Origin of the sequence: Streptomyces daqingensis, assembly GCF_014645895.1 — a bacterium.
GTDB classification, from domain to species: Bacteria; Actinomycetota; Actinomycetes; order Streptomycetales; family Streptomycetaceae; genus Streptomyces; species Streptomyces daqingensis.
The window spans coordinates 271,521-298,508 of sequence record NZ_BMMP01000006.1; the positions used below are offsets into that span (position 1 = coordinate 271,521).

At 71.5% G+C, this 26,988-nt stretch carries 21 protein-coding genes; 7 read left to right on the plus strand and 14 right to left on the minus strand.

What is annotated here, in order from left to right; genetic code table 11:
- Positions 1-47: 47 nt before the first annotated feature.
- Positions 48-1,772 carry a glycine/sarcosine N-methyltransferase gene (locus IEY56_RS11345; protein WP_444544889.1) on the minus strand — a complete coding sequence of 575 codons (1,725 nt, stop codon included), beginning with the start codon at positions 1,770-1,772 and terminating at the stop codon, positions 48-50.
- Positions 1,773-1,993: 221 nt separating this feature from the next.
- On the opposite strand from IEY56_RS11345, the gene IEY56_RS11350 reads away from it, so the two are divergent.
- The gene (locus IEY56_RS11350) at positions 1,994-3,007 is read left to right on the plus strand and encodes a rod shape-determining protein (protein ID WP_189037007.1); all 1,014 of its coding nucleotides are present in this window, start codon (positions 1,994-1,996) and stop codon (positions 3,005-3,007) included.
- 157 nt (positions 3,008-3,164) lie between these two features.
- Here the strand turns inward: IEY56_RS11350 and IEY56_RS11355 are convergent, their stop codons facing one another.
- Both IEY56_RS11355 and mnmA read right to left on the minus strand, forming a co-directional pair.
- Positions 3,165-3,779, minus strand: coding sequence for a hypothetical protein (locus IEY56_RS11355; RefSeq protein ID WP_189037008.1), 615 nt, complete (start codon positions 3,777-3,779; stop codon positions 3,165-3,167).
- 198 nt (positions 3,780-3,977) lie between these two features.
- Positions 3,978-5,171 carry a tRNA 2-thiouridine(34) synthase MnmA gene (mnmA, locus tag IEY56_RS11360; RefSeq protein WP_373292064.1) on the minus strand — a complete coding sequence of 398 codons (1,194 nt, stop codon included), beginning with the start codon at positions 5,169-5,171 and terminating at the stop codon, positions 3,978-3,980.
- A 102-nt stretch (positions 5,172-5,273) separates the two neighbouring features.
- Between mnmA and IEY56_RS11365 the strand changes: the two genes are divergently transcribed.
- Entirely contained in the window at positions 5,274-5,921 is a 648-nt protein-coding gene (locus IEY56_RS11365; RefSeq protein ID WP_189037009.1) for an N-acetylmuramoyl-L-alanine amidase, read from the plus strand.
- A 150-nt stretch (positions 5,922-6,071) separates the two neighbouring features.
- Here the strand turns inward: IEY56_RS11365 and IEY56_RS11370 are convergent, their stop codons facing one another.
- From IEY56_RS11370 to IEY56_RS11390, 5 genes are all read right to left on the minus strand, one after another.
- The gene (locus IEY56_RS11370) at positions 6,072-8,891 is read right to left on the minus strand and encodes a penicillin acylase family protein (RefSeq protein WP_229711791.1); all 2,820 of its coding nucleotides are present in this window, start codon (positions 8,889-8,891) and stop codon (positions 6,072-6,074) included.
- Between the two features lie 392 nt (positions 8,892-9,283).
- On the minus strand, positions 9,284-10,504 hold the full coding sequence (locus IEY56_RS11375; protein ID WP_189037010.1) for a hypothetical protein: 1,221 nt from the start codon (positions 10,502-10,504) through the stop codon (positions 9,284-9,286).
- Positions 10,505-10,719: 215 nt separating this feature from the next.
- Positions 10,720-12,159, minus strand: a complete 1,440-nt coding sequence (locus IEY56_RS11380; protein ID WP_229711809.1) for a pyridoxal phosphate-dependent decarboxylase family protein — start codon at positions 12,157-12,159, stop codon at positions 10,720-10,722.
- Between the two features lie 103 nt (positions 12,160-12,262).
- Positions 12,263-13,705: an MFS transporter gene (locus IEY56_RS11385; RefSeq protein ID WP_189037077.1), complete on the minus strand. Its 1,443-nt coding sequence runs from the start codon at positions 13,703-13,705 to the stop codon at positions 12,263-12,265.
- Between the two features lie 302 nt (positions 13,706-14,007).
- A complete protein-coding gene (locus IEY56_RS11390; RefSeq protein WP_189037012.1) occupies positions 14,008-15,186 on the minus strand; it encodes a cysteine desulfurase family protein in 1,179 nt (392 codons plus the stop codon).
- A 235-nt stretch (positions 15,187-15,421) separates the two neighbouring features.
- Here IEY56_RS11390 and IEY56_RS11395 point away from each other — a divergent pair, with 235 nt between their 5' ends.
- Together IEY56_RS11395 and IEY56_RS11400 are read left to right on the plus strand one after the other, a co-directional pair.
- The gene (locus IEY56_RS11395; RefSeq protein ID WP_189037013.1) at positions 15,422-16,831 is read left to right on the plus strand and encodes a hypothetical protein; all 1,410 of its coding nucleotides are present in this window, start codon (positions 15,422-15,424) and stop codon (positions 16,829-16,831) included.
- Positions 16,828-17,727 carry a murein hydrolase activator EnvC family protein gene (locus IEY56_RS11400; protein ID WP_229711792.1) on the plus strand — a complete coding sequence of 300 codons (900 nt, stop codon included), beginning with the start codon at positions 16,828-16,830 and terminating at the stop codon, positions 17,725-17,727. Before IEY56_RS11395 ends, IEY56_RS11400 begins: the two co-directional genes overlap by 4 nt.
- Positions 17,728-17,858: 131 nt before the next feature.
- Here the strand turns inward: IEY56_RS11400 and IEY56_RS11405 are convergent, their stop codons facing one another.
- A complete protein-coding gene (locus tag IEY56_RS11405; RefSeq protein ID WP_189037014.1) occupies positions 17,859-18,335 on the minus strand; it encodes a Dps family protein in 477 nt (158 codons plus the stop codon).
- A gap of 179 nt (positions 18,336-18,514) precedes the next feature.
- On the opposite strand from IEY56_RS11405, the gene IEY56_RS11410 reads away from it, so the two are divergent.
- Both IEY56_RS11410 and IEY56_RS11415 read left to right on the plus strand, forming a co-directional pair.
- Positions 18,515-19,375, plus strand: coding sequence for an alpha/beta fold hydrolase (locus tag IEY56_RS11410; RefSeq protein ID WP_189037015.1), 861 nt, complete (start codon positions 18,515-18,517; stop codon positions 19,373-19,375).
- A 245-nt stretch (positions 19,376-19,620) separates the two neighbouring features.
- The gene (locus tag IEY56_RS11415; protein ID WP_189037016.1) at positions 19,621-20,808 is read left to right on the plus strand and encodes an acyltransferase family protein; all 1,188 of its coding nucleotides are present in this window, start codon (positions 19,621-19,623) and stop codon (positions 20,806-20,808) included.
- A gap of 44 nt (positions 20,809-20,852) precedes the next feature.
- Here IEY56_RS11415 and IEY56_RS11420 read toward each other — a convergent pair whose 3' ends face one another.
- Positions 20,853-21,692: a thioesterase family protein gene (locus IEY56_RS11420; protein ID WP_189037017.1), complete on the minus strand. Its 840-nt coding sequence runs from the start codon at positions 21,690-21,692 to the stop codon at positions 20,853-20,855.
- Between the two features lie 112 nt (positions 21,693-21,804).
- Positions 21,805-22,473 carry a trimeric intracellular cation channel family protein gene (locus tag IEY56_RS11425; protein WP_189037018.1) on the minus strand — a complete coding sequence of 223 codons (669 nt, stop codon included), beginning with the start codon at positions 22,471-22,473 and terminating at the stop codon, positions 21,805-21,807.
- Positions 22,474-22,902: 429 nt separating this feature from the next.
- Here IEY56_RS11425 and IEY56_RS11430 point away from each other — a divergent pair, with 429 nt between their 5' ends.
- Complete coding sequence (locus IEY56_RS11430; protein ID WP_189037019.1) at positions 22,903-23,631, plus strand: transglycosylase SLT domain-containing protein; 729 nt, start codon at positions 22,903-22,905, stop codon at positions 23,629-23,631.
- 135 nt (positions 23,632-23,766) lie between these two features.
- Here IEY56_RS11430 and IEY56_RS11435 read toward each other — a convergent pair whose 3' ends face one another.
- The 3 genes from IEY56_RS11435 to IEY56_RS11445 are packed head-to-tail and all read right to left on the minus strand — an operon-like array spanning position 23,767 to position 26,959.
- Positions 23,767-24,849, minus strand: coding sequence for an ABC transporter ATP-binding protein (locus IEY56_RS11435; RefSeq protein ID WP_308424133.1), 1,083 nt, complete (start codon positions 24,847-24,849; stop codon positions 23,767-23,769).
- 14 nt (positions 24,850-24,863) lie between these two features.
- Positions 24,864-25,964: an ABC transporter ATP-binding protein gene (locus IEY56_RS11440; protein WP_189037020.1), complete on the minus strand. Its 1,101-nt coding sequence runs from the start codon at positions 25,962-25,964 to the stop codon at positions 24,864-24,866.
- The gene (locus IEY56_RS11445) at positions 25,961-26,959 is read right to left on the minus strand and encodes an ABC transporter permease (RefSeq protein WP_189037021.1); all 999 of its coding nucleotides are present in this window, start codon (positions 26,957-26,959) and stop codon (positions 25,961-25,963) included. The genes IEY56_RS11440 and IEY56_RS11445 overlap by 4 nt, the downstream gene beginning before the upstream one ends.
- Between the last annotated feature and the right edge of the window lie 29 nt (positions 26,960-26,988).

Sequence of the window (26,988 nt, forward strand, 5' to 3'; positions counted from 1 at the left end):
TGCACGGGCCGTCCGGCGACGCCGTCACAGCGCCGCAAAATCGTTTCTCAGCGCTTGAAGTGGAAGATGCCCCAGGTGAGTCGGCGCTCGTTGCCGCCGTCCACCCAGTGCTTCAGTCCCTTCTTCATCTGCGCGAGGTACTCGCTGCTCACCTTGCCGGCGAGCCCTTCGGCCTCCTGGCGCTCGGTCTCCTCCAGCACCCGGCCGTAGTGGTTGACGAGTTGCTCGCGGTGCTCTTCGAAGCCGTCCCCGCTCGCCGGGCTGAAACCGAGGCGCGCCAACTCGCGCCGGTAGAAGCCGGGAGAGCCCATCGTGTCGAGGTGGATGCGGTCCAGGATCGGCTTGAGCTCGCCCGTGGAGGTGCCGTCCGCGGCCATCGGGTCGGTGAAGATGATCTGCCCGCCCGGGCGCAGCACGCGGGCGATCTCCTCCAGGACCCTGAGGCGGTTGCCGCTGTGCAGGAACGCGTCCTGCGACCAGACGACGTCGACGCTCTCGTCCGGGCAGGGGATGTCCTCGAACGAACCGTCCACCACCTCGATCTTGCCGGTGAGTCCGCGGCGGGCGTTCTCCTGACGGTTCCGCTCGTTCTCCACCTCGCTCAGGTTGAGCGCGATGACGCGGCTGCCGTGCGTCTCGGTCACGTAACGCGCCGAACCGCCGTACCCGGCACCGAGGTCGAGCACGACCGAGGACTCGTCGAGGCCGAGCTTGTCCGCCATGCGCTGCACCGTGCGCCGGCTGGCGTCCGCGATGGGCTCCGCGGTGTCCTCGTAGAGACCGATGTGGATGTCCTCGCCGCCCCACACCGAGTGGTAGAAGGCGTCGGCGTCGGCCGAGTTGTAGTAGGTGCGGGCAGTGCTGACGGCGGCCGAGTAGGCGCCATCTGCCTCTTCCATGCGGTACTCCTTCTCGGCGACGTGCACGAAGAAGTCCGGCTGCTCCTCACGGTAGGTGTGCTGGAAGTCCCCGTACGTCTCGATGTGCTGGAAGCCCACCTCGGTCATGAGCCTGCGGGTGTAGTCCTTCCGCAGCGGATACATGTTGAGGTGGTACTCGGACCCGTCGGAGAAGTCGTACCGCATACGGCACAACCCCTCGTCCAGGTACTCCGGTTCCACTGCGACGTCCTCACCGCAGTAGTAGAACGTGTGCTTGCTGGAGAAGCCGCGGTCCAGCATCGCGTCGTAGTTGCGCTGGTCGAGGATGAGGACGCCGTCGTGCTTCAGCATCGCGTAGAACTCGGCGAGCGCTTTGCGGCGGTCGCGCTCGGAGAACAGGTGCGTGAAGGAGTTGCCGAGGCAGACGATCGCGTCGTACTCCCCGTGCACGTCCCTGTTGAGCCACCGCCAGTCCGCCTGGACGACGCGGAGTATGTGGCCGCCGTTCTCCATTCCGTTCTTGAACGCCTTCGACAGCATGTCGGCGCTGCCGTCGGCGCTCACTGCGTCGAACCCTGCCTCGAGGAGCCGCACCGAGTGGAATCCGGTGCCGGTGGCGACGTCGAGTACGCTCTTCACGCCGTGCTTTCGCAGCAGGTCGATGAAGAAATTGCCCTCGCTCTGCGAGCGCTTTTCCCAGTCTATGAGAGAGTCCCATTTATCCACGAAACTTGGGACGTATTCCTCCGTGTAATGCCCGGTCTCCCGGACGTCGACGGGATTGTCTCCGAATTCCTGCGTCGGTCGCGCGGTAATGGGGAACCTCCGGTTGCTGAGACGGTGGCCTACGGCGCGGCCGACCCAGGACGCCAAGGCTTCAGTCACGGGCACCGCGCGCTCGGACTCCAGCGCATAGCTATCCAGACTCGCCGGGGTCTATGCCACCGAACCGAACGGTCGGCCCCCTGTTCGACTCGAATAGCGCCCCCCACCAGCGCCTTTGCCATCTCAGGTTTCTGGGGGCCGAGTTGTCCCGGAACCTGGACAGTTGGGTATGCTGCAAGCGCAGCGAGACATTTCGGCACACCCCGCACCTAACACGGCGAGAGCACATGGCAAAGAGCAGCTCGTTCACCACGCGTGACATCGGCATAGACCTCGGCACGGCCAACACGCTGGTTTACGCGCGCGGACGCGGCATCATCCTCAACGAACCCTCGGTCGTGGCCGTCGAGTCGCGAACGGGCAAGGTGCTCGCCGTGGGAACCGAGGCGAAGCAGGCCGTCGGCCGGACTCCGGGCTCCATCACCGCCACTCGCCCCCTCAAAGGCGGCGTCATCACCGATTTCGAGGCCACCGAGGGCATGTTGCGCCACTTCATCCGCGCTGCGCGCGTCGGCCGGGGCCGCGGTCCGCGGGTCGTGGTCTGCGTGCCCAGCGGCGTCACGGGAGTCGAGCGGCGGGCGGTCCTCCAGACCGCGGCACGGGCCGGCGCCCGTTCCGTGCACCTCATCGAGGAGCCCATGGCGGCGGCGATCGGCGCCGGGCTGCCGGTGCACGAAGCGCGCGGCTCGATGGTCGTCGACATCGGCGGGGGCAGCACCGAGGTGGCGATCATCTCCCTGGGCGGCACGGTCGTCACCCACTCCGCGCGGGTCGCGGGGGACGCGCTGGACGCCGCCATCGCCTCCTACATCGAGCAGCACCACGCGATGGCCGTCGGCGAGAGAACCGCGGAGGACGTCAAGATGTCGCTGGGCAGCGGCGCTTCGTCACCGGTACGCGGGCGGGACAAGGAGACCGGCATGCCCAAGACGGTGGAGCTGAGCGAGGAGGCGATCCGGGAGGCCACGGAGAAGCCCGTCGCCGCCATCGTCCACGCGGTACGCACGGCGTTCGACGCGTGCCCGCCGGAGCTCTACGGCGACATCATGGAACGCGGCATCGTCCTCACCGGCGGCGGCGCGCTCCTGCACGGCCTGGACGAACGTCTGGCGAAGGAGACGGGCATGCCCGTGTACGTCGCCGAGGACCCGCTGAGCTGCGTCGCGATCGGCACGGGCCGCTGCCTCGAAGAGTTCGACAAGCTGGAGAGGGTCTTCAGCGGATCGGTATACGGATCCTGACCTCTGCCCGGCGGTTGTGCACCCCATCTGTGGGGTCGAGTTGTGGGGCCGGGCCTCGCCCGGGCCCACAACTACGAGCGCGTCAGGGGTGGTTGACGCGCTGATGCCGTTCAACGCGGTCAACTGACCGTCGTCGGCCGTCTCTCGGCGATCGACACTAGAAGGGGATGAGTTCGATCCCTGCCTTCTTGGCACGCTCCCTGCGGTCCGGGGCGGCGGCGTTCCGCTTGGGCGCGGCCTCATCCCAGGGCTCGGGACGCATGAGCAGCAGTGCGTTGCTGCCGGGCACCACGATCACGCCGCCGAACGCCAAGTCCCCAGCGATGCACACGCCGTCGTCGGCTCCTTTGGGCCACCTGTTCAGGCCCTGGGGTTCGACCGCACGCATCCTGCAGCTCTCCGCACCTTCCCCTCGGCCCACGTCCAGCGTGTAGAAGCTCTGGTTGTGGGTTTGCGTGGGCTTTCCGATACGAGTGACGGTTCCCGGCTCCAAGGGATAGGCGTCCAGCACCTTGCCGCACTTGCGGAGACGGAAGGGGTGACCTTTGAAGTTGACGAATGTGAACCCGAGCCCGATGACACCGATAGCTGCCGGAGCAGCAGACCAGAAAGCGCTGGGAGCTCCCAGCGCGCCCAGGATCAGCGGCAGCGCGAGCAGGAACCCGAAAATCCCGACACGCAAACCCAAGCGGCGAGCAAATAGGCCGTAGTTACGGCGCATTACCTGATGTGGAGCCAGCTCATCGTGCGACGCCTCCGGCGACACCGGCATGGTCTTGCCTCCAAGAATCGGTCGGAGCTCGCCCGAAGCCATTCCGCATCGGCCACTGCCACTTCGATCGCAGACGTCACCGGCGTGATGAGAACAGCCCGCCGGCCGTGCCCGACTGGCCCTGCCCGTACGGGACTTCACCAGAGGAAGCCCTGGTGAACCCTCGGAACGAGGCCGCGCCGGCCGTTCCGGACTGCGTCAGCCGTTGACCGCGCCTGCCGGGCGGGCCCGTTCCGTCGTGGCGATCGTGGCAGAGCCGATGACGCGGGTGCCGTCGTAGAGGACGATCGCCTGGCCGGGGGCCACGCCGCGGACGGGTTCGGTGAAGCGGACCCGCAACTCCTGCCCGTCCTGGGCCGGTTCGGCGGTGACCTCGGTCTCCCCGCCGTGGGCGCGGAGCTGGGCGGTGTACGTGCCGGGACCGTCGGGGGCGAGGCCGCACCAGCGGGGCTTGACGGCGGTGAGTCCGGTGACGTCGAGCGAAGCGGCCGGGCCGACGGTGACCGTGTTGTCCACGGGTGAGATGTCGAGGACGTAGCGGGGCTTGCCGTCCGGTGCGGGGTGGCCGATGCGCAGGCCCTTGCGCTGGCCGATCGTGAAGCCGTACGCGCCTTCGTGGGTGCCGAGCCTCCGGCCCTCCTCGTCCACGATGTCGCCTTCGGCCGTGCCGAGCCTGCCTGCGAGGAAGCCCTGGGTGTCGCCGTCCGCGATGAAGCAGATGTCGTGGCTGTCGGGCTTATTCGCGACGGCGAGGCCGCGGCGCTCGGCCTCCTCGCGGATCTCGTCCTTGCTGGTGAGGGTGTCGCCGAGGGGGAACATGGCGTGGGCGAGCTGCCGGGCGTCCAGCACGCCCAGTACGTAGCTCTGGTCCTTGGCGGCGTCGCTGGCGCGGTGCAGCTCGCGGGTGCCGTCGTCGCGGGTGACGACTGTCGCGTAGTGGCCCGTGCACACCGCGTCGAAGCCCAGCGCGAGCGCCTTGTCCAGCAGGGCCGCGAACTTGATCTTCTCGTTGCAGCGCAGGCAGGGGTTGGGGGTGCGGCCCGCCTCGTACTCGGCGACGAAGTCCTCGACGACGTCCTCGCGGAAGCGCTCCGCCAGGTCCCAGACGTAGAAGGGGATGCCGATGACGTCGGCGGCGCGGCGCGCGTCGCGCGAGTCCTCGATGGTGCAGCAGCCGCGGGCGCCCGTGCGGAAGGACTTCGGGTTGGCGGAGAGGGCCAGGTGCACGCCCGTGACGTCGTGGCCGGCCTCGGCCGCGCGGGCGGCGGCCACGGCGGAGTCGACGCCGCCGGACATGGCAGCGAGCACGCGCAGCCTGGGGGCGTCCCCGGCCGGAGGCTGGGGACGGGCGGCGCGGGCAGGGGGCGTGGAGCTGCTGGAGGCGTCAGTCATAACCCGTCCAGAGTAGAGGGAAACGCTCGCGCTCCCCGCACGGAGTGGCAAGCGGTCCCCCCGGGTGGAACCAGTCCGCGCCCCGGATGCGTTGTGACCGGTATGGCTTCGATCTCCCGGCGCACCCTCCTCATATCCGGCGGCGCAGCGACAGTGGTCACAGCAGGGGCGCTGACCTGGGACAAGACGTCCCGGCTGTGGTGGCGGATCCCGGGTGTCGACAAGCAGCGCACCGAGGGGGAGGTGGATCAGCCGGGTGTGCGCTGGATCGCCGCCTCGGAGGCGAATCTCCGCTTCGCCGACCGTCCCGCCGACTACACGATCGACCGCGTGGTCGTGCACGTCACGCAGAGCGACTTCCCGACCGCGGTGAAGGTCTTCCGCGATCCTCTGCACGCGTCGGCCACCCACTACGTGGTCCGGGCGCGGGACGGGCGGACGGTGCAGATGGTGCGGGAGCTGGATGTGGCGTACCACGCGGGGAACCGCTCGTACAACGAGCGGAGCATCGGCATCGAGCACGAGGGCTTCGTCGACCGCCCGGAGAACTTCACCGACGAGATGTACCGCTCCTCGGCGCGGCTGACGGCCCGCATCTGCAAGAAGTACGACATCCCCGTGGACCGGGAGCACATCGTCGGGCACAACGAGGTCCCGGGCGCGGACCACACCGACCCCGGTCCGCACTGGGACTGGAAGCGCTACATGCGCTACGTGCGGGAGGCGCGCGGCGGTCTCGGCGCGAGCTGACCGCGCCGCCGTCCCGTGGCCGCGCCGCCGCCGTCCCCCGGCCCGCGGCACCGCCGGACTGAGACCGCGCCGGACCGGGAAGGCCGTGCCGCCGCCCCTTCCGGTGTCCGGAGGGGCGGCGGCACGGCCGGGGGCCTCACACGCCGAGGGCTACTGCCCCGAGCGGCGGGCGGGGAACTCGACCACCTGCTGGTAGGTGGGCCGGTTCTGCCAGGCGATCCGCGGGACGGTGATGCCGCCCATGGAGCGGTGCACGATCGAGTCGGCGCACACCTGGTCGCCCGCGTCGCACTCCTTGTCGCCGGGGTACGTCTCCTCGGCGGGGGTGGCGACCGCGTCCGACAGCGTGCTCAGCAGCACCTTCCGGCACTCCTCGAGCGAGCCCTTGCCGCAGTACTCCCTGTCCAGCGGCGACGCGACGTCCTCGCCCTGCACCGCCCGCAGGTCCTTCTCGACGAAGGACCACCAGCCGTGCTGCATCGCGGAACCCTTGTGCGGCTGGCTCCCTCCGACGCCTCCGCCGCCTCCTCCGCCGCCGTTCTGACCGCCCGACGGGGACTCGTTCACGGGGGTGACCCCGGTGAGCGACTTGTAGAGGTCCTCGCCCAGCACGGGCTTGAACTGCCCCTCGACCAGCAGCGGCCACCAGGCGTCCAGCGTCCGGATGGCTTCCGCGTGCTCGTACTCGCCGTCGTCCTTCGCGGCCTCGCGCCGCAGGGATCCCGACTTCTCCCAGGTGCGCAGCTTCTCGACTGCCGCGGCCTGTTCGGGGTCGGTGATCTCGCCGGAGCCGATGACGTCGAGGAGTTCGGGGAGCACCTTCTCCGCCCGCAGGTCGGCGACGGCGGCCTCCTCCATGGCCTTGACGAGGTCGGCGCGCGTCACTCCGCCCTTCTCGACGAGTGCGGAGACCCGCTTGTCGAGCAGGTCGCCCCGGTGGACGGAGCCGCTGCCCCAGCCCGAGGTGAAGCTCTTGGCCTGCTTGTTGTTCCAGTTGACGTAGTACCCCTGGTCGACCGACTGCGGGTGCTCCGCGGGCGGGGTGACGGCCGACGTGTTGGTCGTCGGGTCCCAGTCCTTCCATTCGTTCGCGGCCGTCGCGAGGATCGGCTTGTCGGGGTCGGTGCCCGGCGAACGGACGGGATTCGTACCGGAGTTGTAGTAGGCGGTGTGCTCGGCGTCCGCGTAGAACCAGTTGAAGGTGTAGCCGATGTCCTGCGCCGCCTCCTGGAAGCTGGCCGCGGAGGTGATCGCCGACGGGTCGTTGAACTTCTGGAAGCCGATGACCGAGTCGGCGTCGTGCTGGTACGTGGAGCGCAGCGCCGTGAAGGCGACGGGCTTGCCCTTCACGGTGCCGGTGTGGCTGACCAGGCCGTACGCCGACCGCAGGCTCACCAGGTCGTACGACCCGGCCTCCGTCGAGTCGGCGAGGGTGGGTTTCCACTCGTTGTGCTTGGTCAGCTTCTCGAAGGGCGTGCACTTGCCGCGGAACATGTAGCTGCGCGAGTCGGTGGTGGGTTCCTCGCCGGACTCCTCGCAGAGTTCGACCGCGAAGGTGTCGGTGATGTCCTGGCTCGCGGAGGTGGCGCTCCACGAGTAGTCGAGTCCGCGGCCGAGTTCGACGTAGAAGCTGAGGCCGGGGAAGGACGCACCGCGGGAGCGGAGCCCCGGGCCGTCGAGCTCCTGTACCATCATGATCTGCGGCGAGTAGTAGGCGGTCTGCGGCCCGTAGACGGCGATGGGGTTGCCGGATGCGGTGTGCTCTCCGGAGACCACGAGGGCGTTGGACATGCCCTTCTTCGACGTGATCAGGTCGGCGGGCAGGACGCCCTGCTTCTTCTCCTTCCCGGCCGCCTTCTCGCTCCCGGTGCCGGTCTCGTTCTGGGAGTGGTCGAAGGCCGTGACCGATCCCGCTTCAGGGGTGGCGACGCCCTTGGGGTCGCTCGGCGACTCCGCGTACGGGAACTCCTTACCGTGCACGGTGGTCGTGGCCTCGGAGTCGTTCTGGGCGCGCCAGGCGGCGTACGCCTTCTCGCCGTCCGCCTTGCCGTACTGGCTCTCGAACGCCAACTCGGCCAGGGCGTTGCCGACTTCGCCGCCACCGCCGTTGCCGAAGATCGAGCCGATGACGGACGCGATGGCGACGACGTCGGTGATCTTGAAATCGGCGATCTTCGAGCCGTGGCCGGTCAGCACGTACTCGCCGGGGTAGTTGAGCGCTCCGACGGTGTCGTCGATGAACTCGTTGATGCCGCTGACGTAGTTCTGGATGTCCTCGTACGCCTGGGCGCCGCGCTTGCCGGAGTTGCGTATCCGCTCGACCTGGTTCTCCAGGTCCTGCTCGGAGTACGGCGCCACCGCCCACAGGCTCTGCTCCAGCGACCTGTTGCCCTCCGCGCCGCCCGCGAACGAGGACAGTTCGCCGCGTCCGACGTGCCGCAGGATGTCCATGAGCCACAAGCGGTCCTGGCCGGCGGCGTATCCGGCCCCGAACTCGGTGCCCGCGCGGGTGGTCCCCTTGATGTGCGGGGTGCCGGTGGCCTTGTCGCGGGTGATGGTGACGTCGTCGCGGGGCGACTTCACGCTCTCGACCTGGTCCTCCGGGACGCCGAAGGAGGCGTCGTTGAAGTAGTCGGAGAGCTGCTCCTCGGTGAGACCCGAGTAGTCGTGCAACAGGTCGTCGTACGGGGCCAGTTGGTCGGCCGAATGCTTCGGGCGGGTGCCGATCGTCTTGTGCAGCAGGATCCCCGCCAGCGTGGCGTGGCCGTTCTGGCCGGCCGGGAGGATGTCGCCGCACTGCCCCTGGCAGGGGTCCTCGGCGGCGGCAGCGGCGGCTGCCCTCTTCTCAGCCGCGGCCGCGAACGCCGGCGCGGAACCGCTGACGAGGGGGGCGAGCAGCGCGGCGGCGGCCACACCGACCGTGACGGCCCTGGCCTTCGTCGCAGCGGACCTCGTCGAAGAGGTCCTCACCGCAAGCGACTTCGGGGTGTGCGCTTTCGGGGTGAGGGCTCGTGTGAGTGCGGCCCTGGCCCGGGTGGCGGCTGCCCTCGCGGAGCGGGCTCTGCCGGACGGAGCGCGGGAAGGTTTCACCGGGATCTCCTGTGGGGGTGAGACGCGGCAAGCGTGCGAGGAACGTTAATGCGCGTTACTACCCCTGGGTAGAGTCCTGCCGCCGTTAATCACACAGCCACAAAGGGCCATTGACGTGAGCGGTGGTGTTCCCCTCCCCTCCCGGCGGTTGCGGGCGAGCTGTCCCCTCCACGGGACGTTCGCGCCGCTCTCAGCGCGGAGGGGCCGCCCGGCGGAAAGCCGGACGGCCCCTCCGCGGGCCTGCCGTGTGCCTCAGTGACCGGCGCCCCGGTTCACCCGGCGTCGTAGCTCAGGATCGCGCCCCGGCGGAAGTTGGCGTCGCCGTAGGCTCCGAGCTCGATCACGCCGGTGCTCCAGACCTGCTTCGTACCGGGGACGTGGACGGTCTCGTCGGGCCAGAAGCGCTGCTTCTTGTCTACCTCCTCGACCTTGCCCGACCTGCCGGGAACCGGCTTGTGCCTGGCGATCTCCCGCAGCTCGCCGTCCGCCGCCATGTGCCAGTAGCGGCCCAGCACCAGCCCGCCCGCGCCGTCGGGGGCGAACTCCTCCGAGGCCTTCTCCGCCGCGTCGGCCGGTCCTTCCTTCCACTCCTTGCCGTCCCAGCGCAACAGGATCGGCTCCTCCTCCGGCTCGGGGCCGCCCTCGCCGTGGTTGAAGGTGTGCGTGCCCACCGCCCACACCTCGTCCCCGGAGACGGCGACGGCGGAGTCGAGGCTCGCCGACTCCTCCGGCGGCGCGGGGTCGGGGAAGTGGTACTCCGGGGTCTTCTCCAGCTTCCACTCCTCGCCGTCCCAGTGCATCGCCGCGGGCTGGCTCAGCGGTCCGCTGTCGTCGGACGTCTCGCGGAAGCCGACCGCCCAGACGTCGTCCGGGCTGACGCCCGCCAACGAAAGCCCGACGGCGGGGAGTTGCGACTCGGTCCACTTGGTTCCGTCCCAGTGGTGGACGCTCTTGTCGTGACCCAGGACCCACGCGTCGTCGGCCGCGAGGACGGCCGCCCCGCGGTTCGACGGGGACCCCTCCGCGTCGGGAGCGGGCATCGCCGTCCACTTCTCGCCGTCGAAACGGAAGGCGAGCGAGCCTGACTGGTCGTTCTCGGTGGCGAACAGCCAGACGTTGTCGGGTGCCGAGCCCTCGATCTGGCTCAGCGACGCTCCCGCCGCCTCCTTCGGCAGCTCGCTCGGCTTCCACTCGCCTCCGTCGCGGTGCAGCAGGACCTGCTCGGGGTCGCCGCCGGCGCCGTCCTCGCTGGAGGTGCCTATCGCCCAGCCCTCGCTCTTCGACAGGGCCGCGATATCGGTGAGTTCGGCGCTCAGCGACTCGCTGTAGTAGTCGACGTCCATCGCGGCGGCGGCCTTGGCTGACGAGGCGGGCGCCCCCTCAGCGGCAGACTGGCCGGGGGCCGGCTCGCCGGCGAACGCCGTCTGGTACCCGACGCCCGCCAGGGCTGCGAGGGCGAGCGCGGCAGCGGCCTTGAGATGCAACGGTTTCATGCTTCCCCTCTGAGTTGTGCGGTCGTTCGCGGAAGCCTCCGCCGTGCCGGTCACGCACGGCTCCCCCGTCACGGTGGCAACCCGGTCAACTGAGCGGACGTAGCCGTGAAGACACGCGGTTGCAGAGGGGGGCCATGCGCTTGCTCACACGCCGCGCCCACGCCTGCGGGCCGGACACCGTGCCGGGCAGGCGCCACGCACTCGGCGCCGTCCCGTCAGATCCGGAAGACGGAGCCGACGAACTCCGAGAGAAGCCGCTCCTGCAGTGCCTGCGGCAGGGCGTCCAGCAGCACCAGCACGGGCGCCATCCGCTGCGGCAGCCGCGCGTCGCCGTCCTCGCCGCCCCCGAGTCCCGCGTACGCCAGGACGGCCGAGACCTCCTCCGGCCCCAGCGTCGACGGGTCGAGCCCGGCGGCCAGTTCGACCAGTCCGGGATCGGCCTGGACGGGGGGCAGCGCCCGTGCCGCGGTCAGCGCCTCGGCCAAGTCGGCCAGGAGCGCGTCGACTTGACCGACCGTGGCGGGGGTCAGCGTCAGATGGAGGTTGGGCGGCATCCCCTCGAACTCGAGCTGCGGCTGCAGGTACCAGCCGCGTACGCGCATCTCGTCCGCGAGATGCAGCAGCAGGCTCAAGTCCCCTCCCCCGCCCGCGTCTTCCGCGGCCGCGAGCGTGAACGCGACGAGCCCCGCCTCCGGTTCGCCCAGCACGCGGACGCCCTCGACCGCCCGCAGTCCCGCGAGCAGCCGGTCGGAGGCGTCGGCGACCTGACCCGCCAGCGCCGTGTACCCGTCCTCCCCCACGTGCCGCAGCACGGCCCACGCCTGTGCGAGCAGGCCCGCGGCCTTCGTGCCCTGGACGGTCGGGTTGACCACGGGGTACCCGGGCCAGCCGGCGTGTGCGAAGTACTGGTACCGGCGCAGCTCGGCGTCGCGGTAGAGCACCACGGACGCGCCCTTGTCGGCGTATCCGTACTTGTGCAGGTCGACGGAGAGCGACGTCACGCCCGGCACCGTCATCCCGAAGTCCGGCACCTCCCGTCCGGCGCGGCGCAGATAGGGCAGGAGCCAGCCTCCGATGCAGGCGTCCACATGGCAGAGCACTCCGCGGTCGGCGGCGAGGCCGGCGATCTGGGCCACCGGGTCGATGACACCGTGCGCGTACGAAGGCGCCGACGCGACGACCAGGGCGGTCCGTTCGGTGACGGCGGCGGCCGTCGCCTCGGCGTCGGCCCGGTAGGTCCCGCGGTCCACGGGGACGACGACCGGCTCCACTCCGAGGTAGGCCGCCGCCTTGTGGAAGGCCGCGTGCGCGGTGGAGGGCAGCACCAACTCCGGTTCCCGCACGCCCCGTTCTGCCCGGGCGTGGTCGCGTGCCGTCTTGACGGCCAGCAGGATGCTCTCCGTGCCGCCGCTGGTGAACGTGCCCTGTGTGCCGGGCGCGCCGAGGAGGGCGGCGGCGGCGCGTATCAGGTCGTTCTCCAGCCGGGCGACGCTCGGAAACACCGTCATGTCCAGGCCGTTGACGGTCGCGTACTCCGAGTACGCGGCGGCGGCGAGCGCGTCGAGGCCCTCGATGCCCGCGTCGTAGACGTAGGCGAAGGTCCGGCCGCCGCGGGTGGGGGCGTCCGAGCCGCGCAGCGCGCGCAGCTCCTCCAGTACCTCCGCGGCGGGAAGGCCGCCCGGAAGCGCGGTGGGCGGCGGTCCGGCGGCCGGCTGCCCGGCGGCGGGCGGGGCGTGGGTGTCTGCGGGGTGCGGGAGTTCACTCGGCACGGTCGGTCTCGTCCTCCGGTGTGTCGGTACGGTCGTGCCCGCCTTCGCGCGGCCCCGCCCCGGGGGCGGAAGGGGCGCCGGCGGGGTGTTCCTCGTAGCGGTGCAGGAGCCACAGGCTCACCGCCGCCAGCGCGGCGGGCAGCAGGCTCATCCCCAGGGTGATGCCGGTGAGCGCGGAACCGGGCTGGGCCGCCTGGTGCCCGGCCTCGGAGGAGCGGAAGCCGGTCACGGCGAGCACCGCCGCGAAGGCCCCCGCGCCGAGCGCGAAGGCCAGCGTCTCGGCGGCCGTCCACAACCCCGTGAAGGTCGCGGCGCGTCGGCGTCCCGTACGGGCCGCGTCGGCGGCGAGGTTGTCCGCCAGCATGCGCAGCGGCAGCAACTGCAGCCCGCCGTAGGCGACACCGACGGCGGCGACGGCCCCGTACGCGGTCCACGGCCCGGCCCACGGCGTCGCGACGAGAGCTGCCGCCGCCGTGAGGAAGAGCGAACTGGCCCAGAACTGGGCCGACTTGACCCCCCGGCTGCGTGCCAGCCGGTTCCACAGCGGCATGACGAGCGCCAGCGGGCCGATCATGCAGGCGAACAGCGGCGTGACGGCGCCCGCCGACCCGAGGACGTACGTCGCGAAGTACTGCACTCCCGCGAGCATCACGCCGACGGCGAGCGCCTGCGCGGTCCACATCCCGGCGAGGTGGAGGAAGGGCCGGTTCCCGCGTGCCGCCGCCAACTGCCCCCGCAGGGAGGGTTCCGCGGTGCTCCGCGTGACGACCGGCGCCCGGCGCGTCGCGAACCACGCCCCGAACATCCCGGCCGCGAGCAGCGCGGCCACGGCGAGGCCCATCAGCCGGTAGCCCGACGGCACGTCACGGCCGCCCGCGTGGGCGATCGCCGGCGCCACCGCGCCCGACAGCAGGATCGCGGACCCGAGGAAGGCGACGCGCCAGCCGAGGACCCTGCCGCGCTCCTCGGTATCGTCCGTCATCTCCGCGGGCATCGTCACGTACGGGACCTGGAAGACGGCGTACGCGGTGGCCGCGAGCAGGAAGAGCAGCGCGGCGTATCCCGCGGCGGCCATGCCGCGCAGCGGCGGAGCGGCGAAGATCAGCGCGAAGAGCGGCGGCAGCGTGCACGCCCCGGCCAGCAGGAACGGGCGGCGCGGCCCGCCCCGGAACCGGCTGCGGTCGGAGAGGGCGCCGACCACGGGGTTGATCAGTACGTCCCATGCCTTGGGCAGGAAGAGGGCCACCCCCGCGGCGGCGGCGGGGACGGCCATGACGTTCGTGAGGTAGTAGAGCAGCAGCAGCCCCGGCACGGTGGCGAAGGTGCCCGTACAGAGGGAGCCCAGGCCGTAGCCGACGCGTACGGACGCGGGCAGCCCGGGGCTCGCGGCCGGTGCACGGCCGCCACCGCTGTCACGGGCTGCGCCTCCCACCGGGCGTGCCCGGCCGGGGACTTCACCGCCGGCAACCACTGGATGGCCTCCTCTGGGGCGGAAGCGCCGGACGCGCGCCGCGCCGGACCGGGCGCAGCTCCGCGCGGCCGATCCGGTTGCCGGGCTGACCCGGGCTGACGCGACGGCGGCGCGCCGCACGCCGCCCGCGCTGCCGGCGCATCAGTCAACGGCACCCGGCGCCGCGCGTCCAGAGCCTGCTCGCAACGGGCCGGAACCCGGCCCGCGTGACGACGCGCGCGACGGCCCGCGTCAGGACCTGCAGACGCCGGGCGACGAGCCGCTCAGCTCAGCCCGGCGCCGCGGGCCCGCTCCACCGCCGGGCCGATGGCGGCGGCCACGGCCTCCACGTCGTCCTCCGTCGAGGTGTGGCCGAGGGAGAAGCGGAGCGTGCCCCGCGCGAGTGCGGGGTCCGAACCGGTCGCGAGGAGCACGTGGCTGGGCTGCGCGATCCCGGCGGTGCAGGCGGAGCCCGTCGAGCACTCGATGCCCTGCGCGTCCAGCAGGAGCAGCAGGGAGTCGCCCTCGCAGCCGGGGAAGGAGAAGTGGGCGTTGCCCGGGAGCCGCCCGGCCGGATCGGGGTCGCCGTTGAGCACGGCGTCGGGCACAGCCGTACGCACCTGGTCGATCAGCTTGTCCCGCAGCGCCCCGATCTCGCGCTCGAAACGGGGGCGGCCCTCGGCGGCGAGTTCGGCGGCCGTCGCGAAGGCGGCGATCGCGGGCACGTCCAGCGTCCCGGACCGTACGTCGCGCTCCTGGCCGCCGCCGTGCAGGAGCGGCACGGGCGTCTGCTCGCGGCGCAGCAGCAGCGCGCCCACCCCGTACGGGCCGCCGATCTTGTGGCCGGTCAGGGTCAGCGCGGCCAGGCCGGAGGCGGCGAAGTCCACCTCGGTCTGCCCGACGGCCTGCACGGAGTCCGCGTGCAGCGGCACGCCGAACTCGGCTGCCACCTCTGCGAGGCGTGCGACCGGCATGACGGTGCCGATCTCGTTGTTCGCCCACATCACCGTGGCCAGCGCCACGGTCGCCGGGTCCCGCTCGATCGCGTCCCGCAGCGCCTCCGGATGCACCCGGCCGTGGGCGTCGACGGGCAGCCACTCCACGTCGGCGCCCTCGTGGTCGGCGAGCCAGTGGACGGTGTCCAGTACGGCGTGGTGCTCGACGGGGCTCGCCAGGATCCGCGTACGGGCCGGGTCGCTGTCGCGGCGGGCCCAGAACAGGCCCTTCACCGCGAGGTTGTCGGCCTCGGTGCCGCCGGCCGTGAAGACGACCTCGCTGGGACGCGCCCCCACCGAAGCGGCGAGCGCCTCACGCGACTCCTCCACCGTGCGCCGCGCGCGGCGCCCCGAGCCGTGCAGCGACGAGGCGTTCCCGGTGACGGCGAGCTGGGCGGCCATCGTCTGCACCGCCTCGGGGAGCATGGGCGTGGTCGCAGCGTGGTCGAGGTAGGCGGAGCGGGCCATGATGCCTCGATTCTACGAGCGGCTGGACGGACGGGCACAGCGCGGTCCGGGCTCCGCGCGCGGGACCCGGCGGTTGCCGGACCCGGACGTGTGCCGGACCACTCACCAGCGGTACGCTCCCGCCGGGCTGTTCTCGCCCGTCCGGCACGTTCTCTGGCGCCGGTATCCGGGCACAGCCGACGACAACGTCCGTACGGCCGGACGTATTCCACTGGGGGCTAGGGGGGATGGCCGAATGCCACAGGTGCGGGTTCTGACCAAGGGCGCACGCGTCACGGGGGGTGTCTTCAGCCTCCTCTTCGCGCTGCACACGCTGCTCTGGATCGTGCGCGACGTCGCCGAACTGGGTGCCGGGGCCCTGTGGGACGTGTGGACGGGCGCCGCTCCCGTCGGAACGTCGAGCGCCCTCGAACTGCCGGCGACGTCGACCCTGGACCTCGGCCTCCTGCTGCTGCAGCTGGCCGCCACCTTCGCCGCGTTCACCGGCGCCTGGACGGCCGGCGGCCTCCTGGCGTGCTCGACGGTTCACACCTTCGCCTACCGGCTGCCCGTGCTCTGGCACGTGGTGCTGCACGACGAGGGCGAACCGGTCTTCCTGGACCGCTCCTTCGACACCGAGGGCGCCGGATACGTGGCCGCGGGCACGTCCCTGGTGGTCGCGATCCTCAGTTTCGCGCTGGCGCTGATTTTGCTGGCGGGGCTCAAGCCCTGGGCGCCCGCGCAGCAGCAGCCCCAAGGTCCTTGGGGAGCGGGCGCGCCCGGACAGGCGCCCCCCTTCGGACCGCCCCAGCCGTACATGATCCAGCCGCCGCAGACGCCGCCGTTCGCGGAGCCGCCCCTGCCCAGCGAGATGCCGCAGCGGCCCGTCGGCGCCCATGTCGCCGCAGCGGCCGTCTTCTTCGGGCTGGAGGTGCTCTTCAACATCGGCTGGAACATCCACATGCTCTCCGAGCTGGGCATCGGCATCTGGAGCCGCTCCTTCATCGGAGTGGCCGGGCTGCAGGCGATCCTCGGTATCTCCGCGGTCTGGATCTGGCTGACGATCATGGCCGTCAGCGGGGTCGCCGGTCTTCTCGCGATCACCCGGGGCCTCTCCGCGCGCGGATTCACGACGGGCGCGGCGCTCATCGGGATGCCCCCCGCGCTGCTCGGCCTGTGGGCCCAGCTCTCGTCGGGCCTCCTCACGCGGGCCGGTACGCCGGCCATCAGCTACTTCAACGTCCTCTACCAGGTGATCCTGCTGGTCGGGGGCGCGGTCCTGCTCGTGCTGGCGATGCGGCCCGGTGTGCCCGCACAGCCGGGGGCACCCGTCCACGGGGGCGCGCCCTGGCCACAGGGCGCCCCCATGCAGCAGGGGGCTCCGTTCGGCGCGGGGCCGGCGCCCTACGGAGCGCCGCAGCAGCACCCGGGGCAGCCCCAGCCGTACGGGCCGCCGCAGCCCCCGGCCGGAGCCCCGCCCCAGCCCTACGGCCCCCCGCCCGGCGCCCCTCCGCAGCCGGCGGGCCCCCCGCCGGGAACGCCGCCGCAGCCTGCCGGACCGCCTCCGGGGGCTCCTCCGCAGCCCTCCGGCCCGCCGCTGCAGAAGGACCCGGAACCCCCCGGCGGCTCGTTCGGGCCTCCCCCGTCGGCCCCTCCGGCCAAGTGACACGGGCCCGTGGTCTGCTGGCCGTCCTGGCGAAGCGGCACGGCCTGCTGTTCCCGGCGGGAGCGCTGTGCATCCTCGTCAACGGGCGGGGGTTCGGCCCGCTCTGGTTCACCGGCGTCGCACTGGTGGCGGTGAACCTCGTACTGGGCGCGTTCCTGACGTTCCGCCAGCGCCCGAAGGGCGAGCGGGAGCCGGTGCTGCTGCCGGTATCGCTCACCGGGCGCCTCATGGCCGTCAACGGACCGGGCACGAAGGTGCCGAGCCACACGCACGGCAACGCCCAGACGTACGCCGTCGACCTGCTGTTCACCCCCGCCGAAGACGATGACTCCGCGCAGGCGGCACCGCCCTCCGCACGGTTCCGCCCCCTCGCCCGCCGGCCGGACGCCTACCCCACCTTCGGGACGCCGCTGCCGGCCCCGGTGGACGGAACGGTCGTCGCGGTCTCCGAGGGGCAGCGCGACCACCTCACGCGCACCTCACTGCCCGGCATGGTCTACCTCTACCTGGAGGGGTACGTGCGCGGCGCGGGCCACCCGCGCCGCGTCTTCGGCAACCACGTCGTACTGGACGTCGGCGACGGCGTGCACGCGGTCTTCGCGCACCTGCGGCGGGACTCCGTGCGGGTCTCGGCGGGCGACCGGGTCACCGCCGGCCAGCAGCTCGCCGAGTGCGGCAACTCGGGCAACTCCTCCGAGCCGCACCTGCACTTCCAGCTGATGGACGGGCCCGACCTGGCCCTCGCGCGGGGTGTGCCCTTCGCGTGGCGCTACCGCGACGACGACGGAGCCGAACACGTGGGAGTCCCCGAGGACTTCACCCACTTCACCCCGGTCCCGGAGGTGCCGGGGACGGAGGACGGCGCCCGGCGCGAAGCGGACGAGCCCGCGGGCTGAGCCGGGGGCGGACGGTCCCTTCCGCCCCCGTCCCGCAGCCTCGGCCGCAAGCCGCCCGGGCGCGGTGCGGGGCACCTGCCCGGGCGGCGGCGGGCGCCGCGTGGGACGCGGAGCCGGGAAGGGCGTACGGCTCAGCTGCCGTTCTCGGCCTGGAACATCCAGCGGTGCTTCTCCAGGTCGCCGGTGAGCTGGATGAAGATGTCCTCCGTCACCGGGTCGGGCTCGCTCACCGACGCCATGCGTTCCCGGGCGCCCGCGATCACCGCTTCGAGGGCGGCGACCATCGTGCCGACGGCCTCGTTGTCGGGCTGCCAGCCCTCCTTGACCCGCTCGATGCCGCTCGCCGACGACACGGTGGACGAGCGGCCGTCCGGCGGCAGACCGAGCGCCGACGCCCGCTCCGCGACCTTGTCGGAGTAGCTGCGGGCTGTGTCGACGACCTCGTCGAGCTGCAGATGTATCGAGCGGAACCGCGGTCCCACCACGTTCCAGTGGATCTGCTTGGCCACGAGGGAGAGGTCGACGAGGTCGACGAGAGCACCCTGCAATGCCTCACCCACGGTCTTGAGGTCGTCGTCCGGAAGCGTGCTCTTCACTGCATACGTCACGGCTGTCTCGCTTTCTCTCGGCCGGCCCTGTGTTCCCACCGACCGTGTAACCGGATGAGCGCGGGCAATTCATACCGCAGCGGACGCCCCGGCCCTGTACTCCGCGTACTCGCCCGAGGGCAGCGGGCCACCGGCACCGGGGCTGGCCGTGCACCGGTCCCGTGACCGAGACTGAGCGGATGACCGACGACTGGACCGGCGCTCTGGACCGCACTTTCGACACCTCCTCCGGCGTCGTCCGCTGGGGCGTCCTCGGCCCGGAGGAGGGGCCGCCGGTGGTGCTCCTCCACGGGACGCCGTGGTCCTCCTACACCTGGCGCGGCGTGGCCCGCGCTCTCGCCCAGCGCTTCCGGGTCCACTTCTGGGACATGCCGGGTTACGGATCCTCCGCGAAGTACGACGGCCAGGACGTCTCCCTCGCGGCTCAGGGGCGCGTCTTCGCCGAACTCCTCGAACACTGGGGCCTGCACGGGGAGGACGCCGCAGGAAGTCGCCGTCCCGCCGTCCTGGCGCACGACTTCGGCGGCTGCGTCGCCCTCCGCGCCCACCTGCTGCACGGCGCGCGCTACGCACGGCTCGCGCTCGTCGACGTCGTGGCGCTGGCGCCCTGGGGCTCCCCGTCGTACCGGCTGCTCGGCGGCCACGCCGGGGTGTTCGAGCAGCTGCCGCCCGCGCTGCACGAGGCGCTGGTCCGGGAGTACATCACCTCGGCCAGCGCGGCCGGCCTCCACCCGAGGGTGCTGGACGGGCTCGCCGCGCCGTGGCTCGGCGAGGACGGGCAGAGCGCCTTCTACCGGCAGATCGCGCAGAACGACCAGCGCTGGACGGACGAGGTCGAGGGCCGTTACGGGGAGTTGGAGCTGCCCGTGCTGGTCTGCTGGGGCACGGACGACACGTGGATCCCCGTCGACCGGGCCCACAAGCTGGCCGGGCTGATTCCGGACGCCCGGCTGCGTTTCGTCGAGGGCGCCGGGCACCTCGTGCAGGAGGACGCACCGGCCGCCCTCACCGCGGCGCTGCTGGACTTCCTCCGCGACTGACCGTACGCACCCGCGGCCCGCAGATCCGCCGGCCCGGGCTCCGGCATCCCGGAAGGTACCCGCAACACCTCGACTCCCCCACCGGAACCGCCGCTTCACACAGAAAAACTTCACACGGCGCGGCCCGCTCCTAGCGTGCCGGTCATGCCGCGGGTCGTCGTCGAGCGGGCGCCCCTGCCCCCGCTCCGCACTGCACTGCACCTCCCCCTCCCGCACCCGGACCGCCGGAAACGCCGGACCGCCGGGTGCGGACGCCGCAGGCCGGGCCGGGCGGACGGGCCGGCGGACGCGACCCGTATCTGGACAACGCGAAGTACCTGACGGTCGTCCTCGTCGCCGTCGGGCACGTCTGGGCACCGCTCACCGAGGGCAGCCGCGTCGCCAGCGCCCTCTACTACCTGCTGTACACCTTCCACATGCCGGCGTTCATCGTCGTCTCCGGCTACCCCTCGCGCGGTTTCGAGGGCCGCCCGCGGCAGATCAGGCGGCTGGTCACGGGCGTTCTCGCCCCGTACCTCGCCTTCCAGACGCTCTACACGCTCTACGCCCGCCACGTCACGGACCCCGGCCGCGAACTGCGGTACCAGGAGCCGGGGTTCGCGCTGTGGTTCCTCGTCGCGCTCTTCCTGTGGCGGGTGACGACCCCGCTGTGGAGAGTGCTGCGCCACCCCCTGCCCGTCGCGGTGACCGTGGGCGTGGCGGCGAGCGTGACGCCCAGCGTGGACGACGACCTGAGCCTGATGCGCGTCGCGCAGTTCCTCCCCTTCTTCGTGCTGGGGCTGCTGCTGCGGCCGGAGCACCTGACGGCCGTCCGAGGGCGCCGGGTCCGCCTGCTTGCCCTGCCCGTGGCGGCGTCGGCCCTGCTCGTCTCGTACGCCGCGGTGCCGTTCATCTCCGCGGCGCCCTTGCTGCACGACCAGGACGCGCAGGGGCTGGGCCTGCCCGCCTGGGCGGGAGCCCTGATGACGCTGGGTTCCTACGCGTGCGCCCTGGTGACGACCGTCTGCTTCCTGGCCTGGGTGCCTCGGCGGCGCACGTGGTTCACCGCGCTGGGCGCGGGGACGCTCTGCGCCTACCTGCTGCACATCTTCCCGGTACGGCTCTCCGAGCATCTCGGCTGGTACGAGACGCCGTGGGCCGGCAGTCGGCTCGTGCGGATCGGCGTCACGCTCGTCGCGGGAGCGGCGATGACGGCCCTGTGCACGGCACCCGTACGCAGGGCCGTCCGATGGCTGGTGGAGCCGCGCATGGGGTGGTTCTTCGGCGGCCCGGCCCCCCTCGCCGACCCCCCGGGCGCGGCGCCGACGCGGCCCCGCGGGCATGTCCCACCGGCGCCGGCCGCGGAACCCGCGCCGCCCGGGGCCGTCCGGGCGCAGCCGCGTCGCCCCGTCCCGGCCGGAGACGGGGAGACGGCCGCCACCGGCGTCAGCTGACGCGCGGCGCGGACGCGGGGTGCGAGAGGCCCGTCCGCGGCGTCTCAGGCCTTCGCGCGCGCGAGCTGCCGCGACTGGGCCACCAGGCGGTCGGCGCTGTCCCAGATCTCCACGTCCTCCTCCAGGAAGCCCCCGGCCAGGTTCGCGGTGATGACGGAGACGCGGAGGGGCCCGGGCGCGGGACGGGCCCGGACGTGTGCCGTGAGCTCGACGGTGGGCACCCAGCCGCTGAGCCCCAGCTCGAAGGCCGTGGGCGGCAGGGCGTCCACCGCCATCAGCAGGGAGAGCGGGTCGGCGTCCCGTCCGTCGGCGAGGCCGAACCAGGCACGCATCTCGCCGCGGCCGCTGGGGGCTCCGACCGCCCAGCCGCAGGTGGCGGGGTCGAGCCGGAGGTCGAGGCGCTTGCCCATCTCGGGGCCGGCTTCCGGTCCGGCCGGGTTGTCGTGCGCGCTGAAGCACTGCTCGCGGGGCGGCATGGCCGGCGGGCGGGCGCTGGTGCGCACGTCGTCCGTGACGGTGTCCAGGTCTCCGTAGGTGGCCAGGACGCGGATGCGTTCGACTTCCCGGCCGTCGGGGCCGGCCTGGAAGAGCCCGGCCGAGCCCGAGGAGAGCGTGCGCCCTGTCCGGGCGGTCTCCGAGCGGACGACGGCGGGGCCGGGGGTGCTCGCGGAGAAGTAGTGCGCGGTGATCGTGAACGGGTCGGGGTGCGGCAGCGTCTCACCGAGGGCCCGCCCGGCGACGGCGAGCAGGTAGCCGCCGTTGAGGGCGTGGCCGATGGCCCAGCCCGCGGAGAGGTGCACGTCGTGGACACCGGGTTCGCGCAGCCTCACGGCGGTGTCCCGGTCGAACTCGCTGAGGGTGGCTTCGGTGCAGGTGTCGGACATACGAGTACCGTACACGGAGAAGTTACCAGTCAGTAAAGCTTGCGGGGTGGCGTACCCGCGCCACCGGACAGCAGACCCCGGCCGCGGCGGACCGGGCGGACCGGGCGGCCCGTCAGGTGTTGGGGCCCGCGTCCTCGACCTGTGAGCGCCGGTGCCAGGCCCGCGGAGCGCGCCAGCCGTACCGCATGGCCAGCAGCCGCACCAGGAACGCGAGAGCGGCCGCCAACGGCATCGTCGTCGCGTTGAGCGCGCCGGCACCCAGCAGCAGCGCCGTGACGGTGGCGCCGATGATCGCCGGCACCGCGTAGAGGTCGCGGTCCCAGCGCAGCAGGGACGGCACCTCGTTCGCCAGGACGTCCCGCAGCACTCCGCCGCCCGCCGCCGTGGCCAGGCCGAGCACGGCCGAGGCGAAGAGACCCAGCCCGTACTCGTGCGCCTTGACCGTCCCCACGACGCAGAAAAGCCCCAGCCCCGCCGCGTCGAAGACGTTGACCGCCTTGTTGATGCGCTCCACGTGCGGATGGAGGAAGAAGACCAGGACCGTCGCGATGAGCGGGGCGTGGAAGTAGCCGGCGTCGGTGAAGGCGGCGGGCGGCACCGCACCGATCACCACGTCGCGGAAAAGCCCCCCTCCGAGCCCGGTGACCTCGGCGAGCACGGCCATTCCGAAGACGTCGAAGTTCTTGCGGACGGCGAGCAGCGCGCCCGAGATGGCGAAGACGAAAATTCCGACGAGGTCCAGCCAGTGCTGCAGATCCGGGTCGAGAAGCTGGAGGTTCACCGGCCCATTGTTACGGGCGGCCGCCGCCCGCGGACGGCCGGGACCCGGCACCGCGGCCCCCGCCGCCACCGCCTCGCAGAGGACCCTCGGACACGCCTCCCGAACACCCCCCGGCGCCGCACTGAATGCGTGTACGGGCGGTCACCGCGCGTCGAAAACGGGCGGCCGGAATGTGAAGCGGCGCATAGGAGCCACGTCACATACCACCCCGCTTAGTAGCCCTCTTCAGGCCCCTTATGCCCGAATAGGTCGCCTCGCTCGGGATGCCCGCGTACGTACTGCCATGGCGTTTAGTACATCCCTTATTTGGACTTGGGCCGAGTGGGCTTTTACCAATGCCAGCGTCGCATTCGCCGGGGACCAGAACTCGGCACCGCAGCCGATCCGGCTCTCCGCGACAACCGGCAAGCGAAAGGTATTTGCTCCTCCATGCGTATTTCCGCTTACACGCGCCTGAACCGGAAGCAGAAGACCACGACCATCGGCCTCGCCGCCGCCGCAGGCATCACGGCGCTGACCGCGGGCATCGCTCCCGGCTCGGACGGCGGTGACGCCGGCCGAAGTCCCGCCAAGCCCGTCGCCGGCCACTCGGCGAACGCGGACGCCGCCGGCGAGAAGCAGGCCACGGCGACGAAGGGCGAGCACGCGAAGGACACCAAGTCGGTGCAGCTGGCCGGCGCCAGCGCGGGCCACCAGACGAAGGCCTACCAGGGCAAGGACGCCAAGGCCGAGCAGAAGAACGAGGCCAAGGCCGACGTCAAGGCCGAGCAGGAGAAGAAGGCCGAGGACGTCCGGGCGGACCGCGGCTCCAGCCGCGCGGCCGACCGCGCCACGAAGGCCGACAACCTGGACGGCTGGATCAAGCAGGCCCAGTCCATCATGAAGGAAGAGGGCATCCCCGGCTCGTACCACGGGATCAAGAAGAACATCATCCGTGAGTCCGGCGGTGACCCCAACGCGGTGAACGACTGGGACATCAACGCCAAGAAGGGCACGCCCTCCAAGGGTCTGCTGCAGACCATCCAGCCGACCTTCGACGCGTACCACGTCGAGGGCACCAAGAAGGACGTCACCGACCCGGTCGCCAACATCGTCGCCGCCTGCAACTACGCGGCCGACAAGTACGGCTCCATGGACAACGTGAACTCCGCGTACTGATCCGGACGGGCCACGAGCGGCACCGCGCGAGCGGTGACGGACGCGAGGACAGACGGAAGGGCGGCTGCCGCACGGCAGCCCCCCTTCCGGCGTCTCACACGCCCCGCCCGGCCGGGACGGGCTCCCGGCCGCGGCTCAGGAGCCGACAGGCTTTGCGTCCTCCGGGTGCTGGTCCGGAGCGTTCTCCGGGTGGTGGCAGGCCGCCTCGTGACCGGGGGCGAGGGCCACGAGCGGCGGCTCCTGCGTCTTGCAGATCTGCGTCGCCTTCCAGCACCGCGTGTGGAAGCGGCATCCGCTCGGCGGCTTGATCGGCGAGGGAACGTCGCCCTGCAGCAGGATCCGCTCGCGTCCGCCCTGCGCCCTGCGGCCCGGGTCGGGCACGGGGACGGCGGAGAGCAGCGCCCGGGTGTACGGGTGCTTCGGGGACGAGTAGAGCGACTGCCGGTCGGTCAGCTCCACGATCTTGCCCAGGTACATCACGGCGATGCGGTCCGAGACGTGCCGGATCACCGACAGGTCGTGGGCGATGATCACGTACGTAAGGCCCAGCTCGTCCTGCAGGTCGTCGAGGAGGTTGATGACCTGCGCCTGGATCGAGACGTCGAGCGCGGAGACCGGCTCGTCCGCCACGACCAGCTTGGGGTTGAGCGCCAGGGCCCTGGCGATGCCGATGCGCTGCCGCTGCCCGCCGGAGAACTCGTGCGGGTAGCGGTTGTAGTGCTCGGGGTTGAGCCCGACCAGGTCCAGCAGCCGCTGGACCTCCTTCCGCACGCCCCCCTCGGGCTCCACGCCCTGCAGCTTGAACGGGGCGCTGACGATGGCGCCGACGGTGTGCCGGGGGTTCAGCGACGAGTACGGGTCCTGGAAGATCATCTGGACGTCGCGCCGCATCGGGCGCATCGCCGCGACGCCCAGACGCGTGATGTCCCGTCCCTCGAACTCGATCTTGCCGGCGCTGGGATCCAGCAGCCGCGTGATGAGGCGGCCCATCGTCGACTTGCCGCAGCCGGACTCGCCGACGACGCCCAGGGTCTCCCCCGCCCGCACGTCGAAGTCGATGCCGTCGACGGCCTTCACCGCACCGACCTGGCGCTTGAGCAGGCCCTTGGTGATGGGGAAGTGCTTCTTCAGGCCGGAGACCCGCAGCAGCGCCTCGCCGGGCTCGGGGTCGGCCTTCGTCATCACCGCGGCCGGCGCCTGCTGGGATGGGATCGTCATCTGCTCGTCCTCACTCACAGCTTCGGCGCGATCTCTTCGTTCCAGATCCGCTCCCGGTCCGCCTTCTCCATGTGGCACGCGGACCGGTGGCCGCCGCCCACGTCGCGCAGTTCGGGGCGTCGGGTACGGGTGACATTGCCCTTGGGCACGTCCGCGTACGGGCAGCGCGGATTGAAGGCGCAGCCGTCGGGGACGTTGATCAGGCTGGGCGGGGAGCCCTTCACCGGGATGAGGCGCTCGGTCTGCTCGCGGTCGATGCGCGGCATCGAGCCCAGCAGGCCCCAGGTGTACGGGTGCTCGGGCTCGTAGAAGACCTGCTCGGCCGTCCCGTACTCCACGCACCGGCCGCCGTACATCACCAGGATGTCGTCGGCGAGCTCGGCGACGACCCCGAGGTCGTGGGTGATGATGATGACCGCGGAGCCGAACTCCTTCTGCAGATCGCGGATCAGGTCCAGGATCTGGGCCTGCACGGTGACGTCGAGCGCCGTCGTCGGCTCGTCCGCGATGAGCAGTTCCGGGTTGTTCACGAGCGACATGGCGATCATCGCCCGCTGCCGCATGCCGCCGGAGAACTCGTGCGGGTAGCTGTTGACGCGCTGGTCGGGCTGTGGGATGCCGACCCGGTCCAGCAGCTCGACGGCGCGCTTCTTGGCCGTCTTCTTGTCCACGTCGTGGTGGACCCGGTAGGCCTCGACGATCTGATGGCCGATGGTGAAGTACGGGTGCAGCGCCGAGAGCGGGTCCTGGAAGATCATCGCCATCTCGCGGCCGCGCAGCTTGCGCACGTGGTCCGGGTCGCTGCTCAGCAGCTCCTGCCCGTCGAGCCAGATCTCGCCGGACAGCTGTGCCTTCCGCCGCCCGTACTGGCCGACGGTGTGCAGGCCCATGATGCCGAGCGACGTCACCGACTTGCCGGAGCCGGACTCGCCGACGATGCCGAGTGTCTTGCCCTTCTCCAGGTTGAAGGAGAGGCCGTCGACGGACTTCACCAGTCCGTCCTCGGTGGGGAAGTGGACCTTCAGGTCGCGCACTTCCAGGAAGGCGCGGGGAGGACGGGCGTCCGCCACCGGCTCGCCGACCGCCGCCGTACCGCTCTTGTGCGTATCCGTCATGCGAGCCTCACTCGGGGGTCGATCACGCCGTACAGCAGGTCCACGATGAGGTTCGCGATGACGACGGCGGACGCGGTGATCAGCGTGACGCCGAGGATCAGCGGCAGGTCCTTCTCACCGATCGCCTTGAGGACCGCCTGGCCTAGGCCGGGGAGGCTGAAGGTGGTCTCGGTGAGGATCGCGCCGCCCATGAGGGCGCCGAGGTCCACTCCGAGGAGCGTGATGATGGGGGTCATCGTGGAGCGCATGGCGTGCTTGCGGATGACGACCGGCTCCCGCACGCCCTTGGCGCGGGCGGTGCGGATGTAGTCCTCACCCATCACCTCCAGCATCGTGGCGCGGGTGAGCCGGGCGTACATGGCGCCGAAGAGGAACGCCAGGGTCACCCACGGGAGGATCATCCCGCTGAACCACAGGGAGAAGCTCTCCTCCATGGGCGTGTACTCGTTGCTGACCAGCCCCAGCCCGTAGGAGAAGATCGCCAGCGACAGCAGGCCGGTGAAGTAGATCGGCAGCGAGACGCCGCTGAGCGCCATGCTCATCGCCGCGCGGTCCCAGAAGGAGCCGCGGCGCAGCGCCGAGACGACGCCGGCGCTGAGTCCGATGATGAGCCAGATGATCACGGCGCCGGCGGCCAGGCCCATGGTGACGGGCAGCCGGTCGGCGAGGATCGGCCAGACGGCCTGCTCGGTCTTGAAGGAGTACCCGAAGCACGGGGCTTCGCAGTGGTACGAGTCGCCGGCGCTGGAGTAGTCGCGTCCGACGAGGATTCCCCTGAAGAAGTCGAAGAGCTGGACGAGGATCGGGTCGTCCAGACCGAGCTTCTGCCGGATACCCTCCAGTGCCTGCGCGTCGGTCTGCTTGCCGGCGAACATCGTGGCGGGGTCGAGCCCGGTCCACTCCGGGATCAGGAAGAAGATGCCGAAGACCGCCAGCATGACGACGACGAGCATCACTGCGACGGCGAAAAGCCGCCTGATGAGATATGTGAGCACTGCTTCCGGCCGGGTGGCGGCCCGGGAAC

Coding starts and splice junctions, on each gene's coding strand:
- IEY56_RS11350 (WP_189037007.1), top strand. CDS start 1,994: ATGGCAAAGAGCAGCTCGTTCACCACGCGTGACATCGGCATAGACCTC.
- IEY56_RS11355 (WP_189037008.1), bottom strand. CDS start 3,779: ATGCCGGTGTCGCCGGAGGCGTCGCACGATGAGCTGGCTCCACATCAG.
- mnmA (WP_373292064.1), bottom strand. CDS start 5,171: ATGACTGACGCCTCCAGCAGCTCCACGCCCCCTGCCCGCGCCGCCCGT.
- IEY56_RS11365 (WP_189037009.1), top strand. CDS start 5,274: ATGGCTTCGATCTCCCGGCGCACCCTCCTCATATCCGGCGGCGCAGCG.
- IEY56_RS11375 (WP_189037010.1), bottom strand. CDS start 10,504: ATGAAACCGTTGCATCTCAAGGCCGCTGCCGCGCTCGCCCTCGCAGCC.
- IEY56_RS11390 (WP_189037012.1), bottom strand. CDS start 15,186: ATGGCCCGCTCCGCCTACCTCGACCACGCTGCGACCACGCCCATGCTC.
- IEY56_RS11395 (WP_189037013.1), top strand. CDS start 15,422: ATGCCACAGGTGCGGGTTCTGACCAAGGGCGCACGCGTCACGGGGGGT.
- IEY56_RS11410 (WP_189037015.1), top strand. CDS start 18,515: ATGACCGACGACTGGACCGGCGCTCTGGACCGCACTTTCGACACCTCC.
- IEY56_RS11420 (WP_189037017.1), bottom strand. CDS start 21,692: ATGTCCGACACCTGCACCGAAGCCACCCTCAGCGAGTTCGACCGGGAC.
- IEY56_RS11430 (WP_189037019.1), top strand. CDS start 22,903: ATGCGTATTTCCGCTTACACGCGCCTGAACCGGAAGCAGAAGACCACG.
- IEY56_RS11435 (WP_308424133.1), bottom strand. CDS start 24,849: ATGACGATCCCATCCCAGCAGGCGCCGGCCGCGGTGATGACGAAGGCC.
- IEY56_RS11440 (WP_189037020.1), bottom strand. CDS start 25,964: ATGACGGATACGCACAAGAGCGGTACGGCGGCGGTCGGCGAGCCGGTG.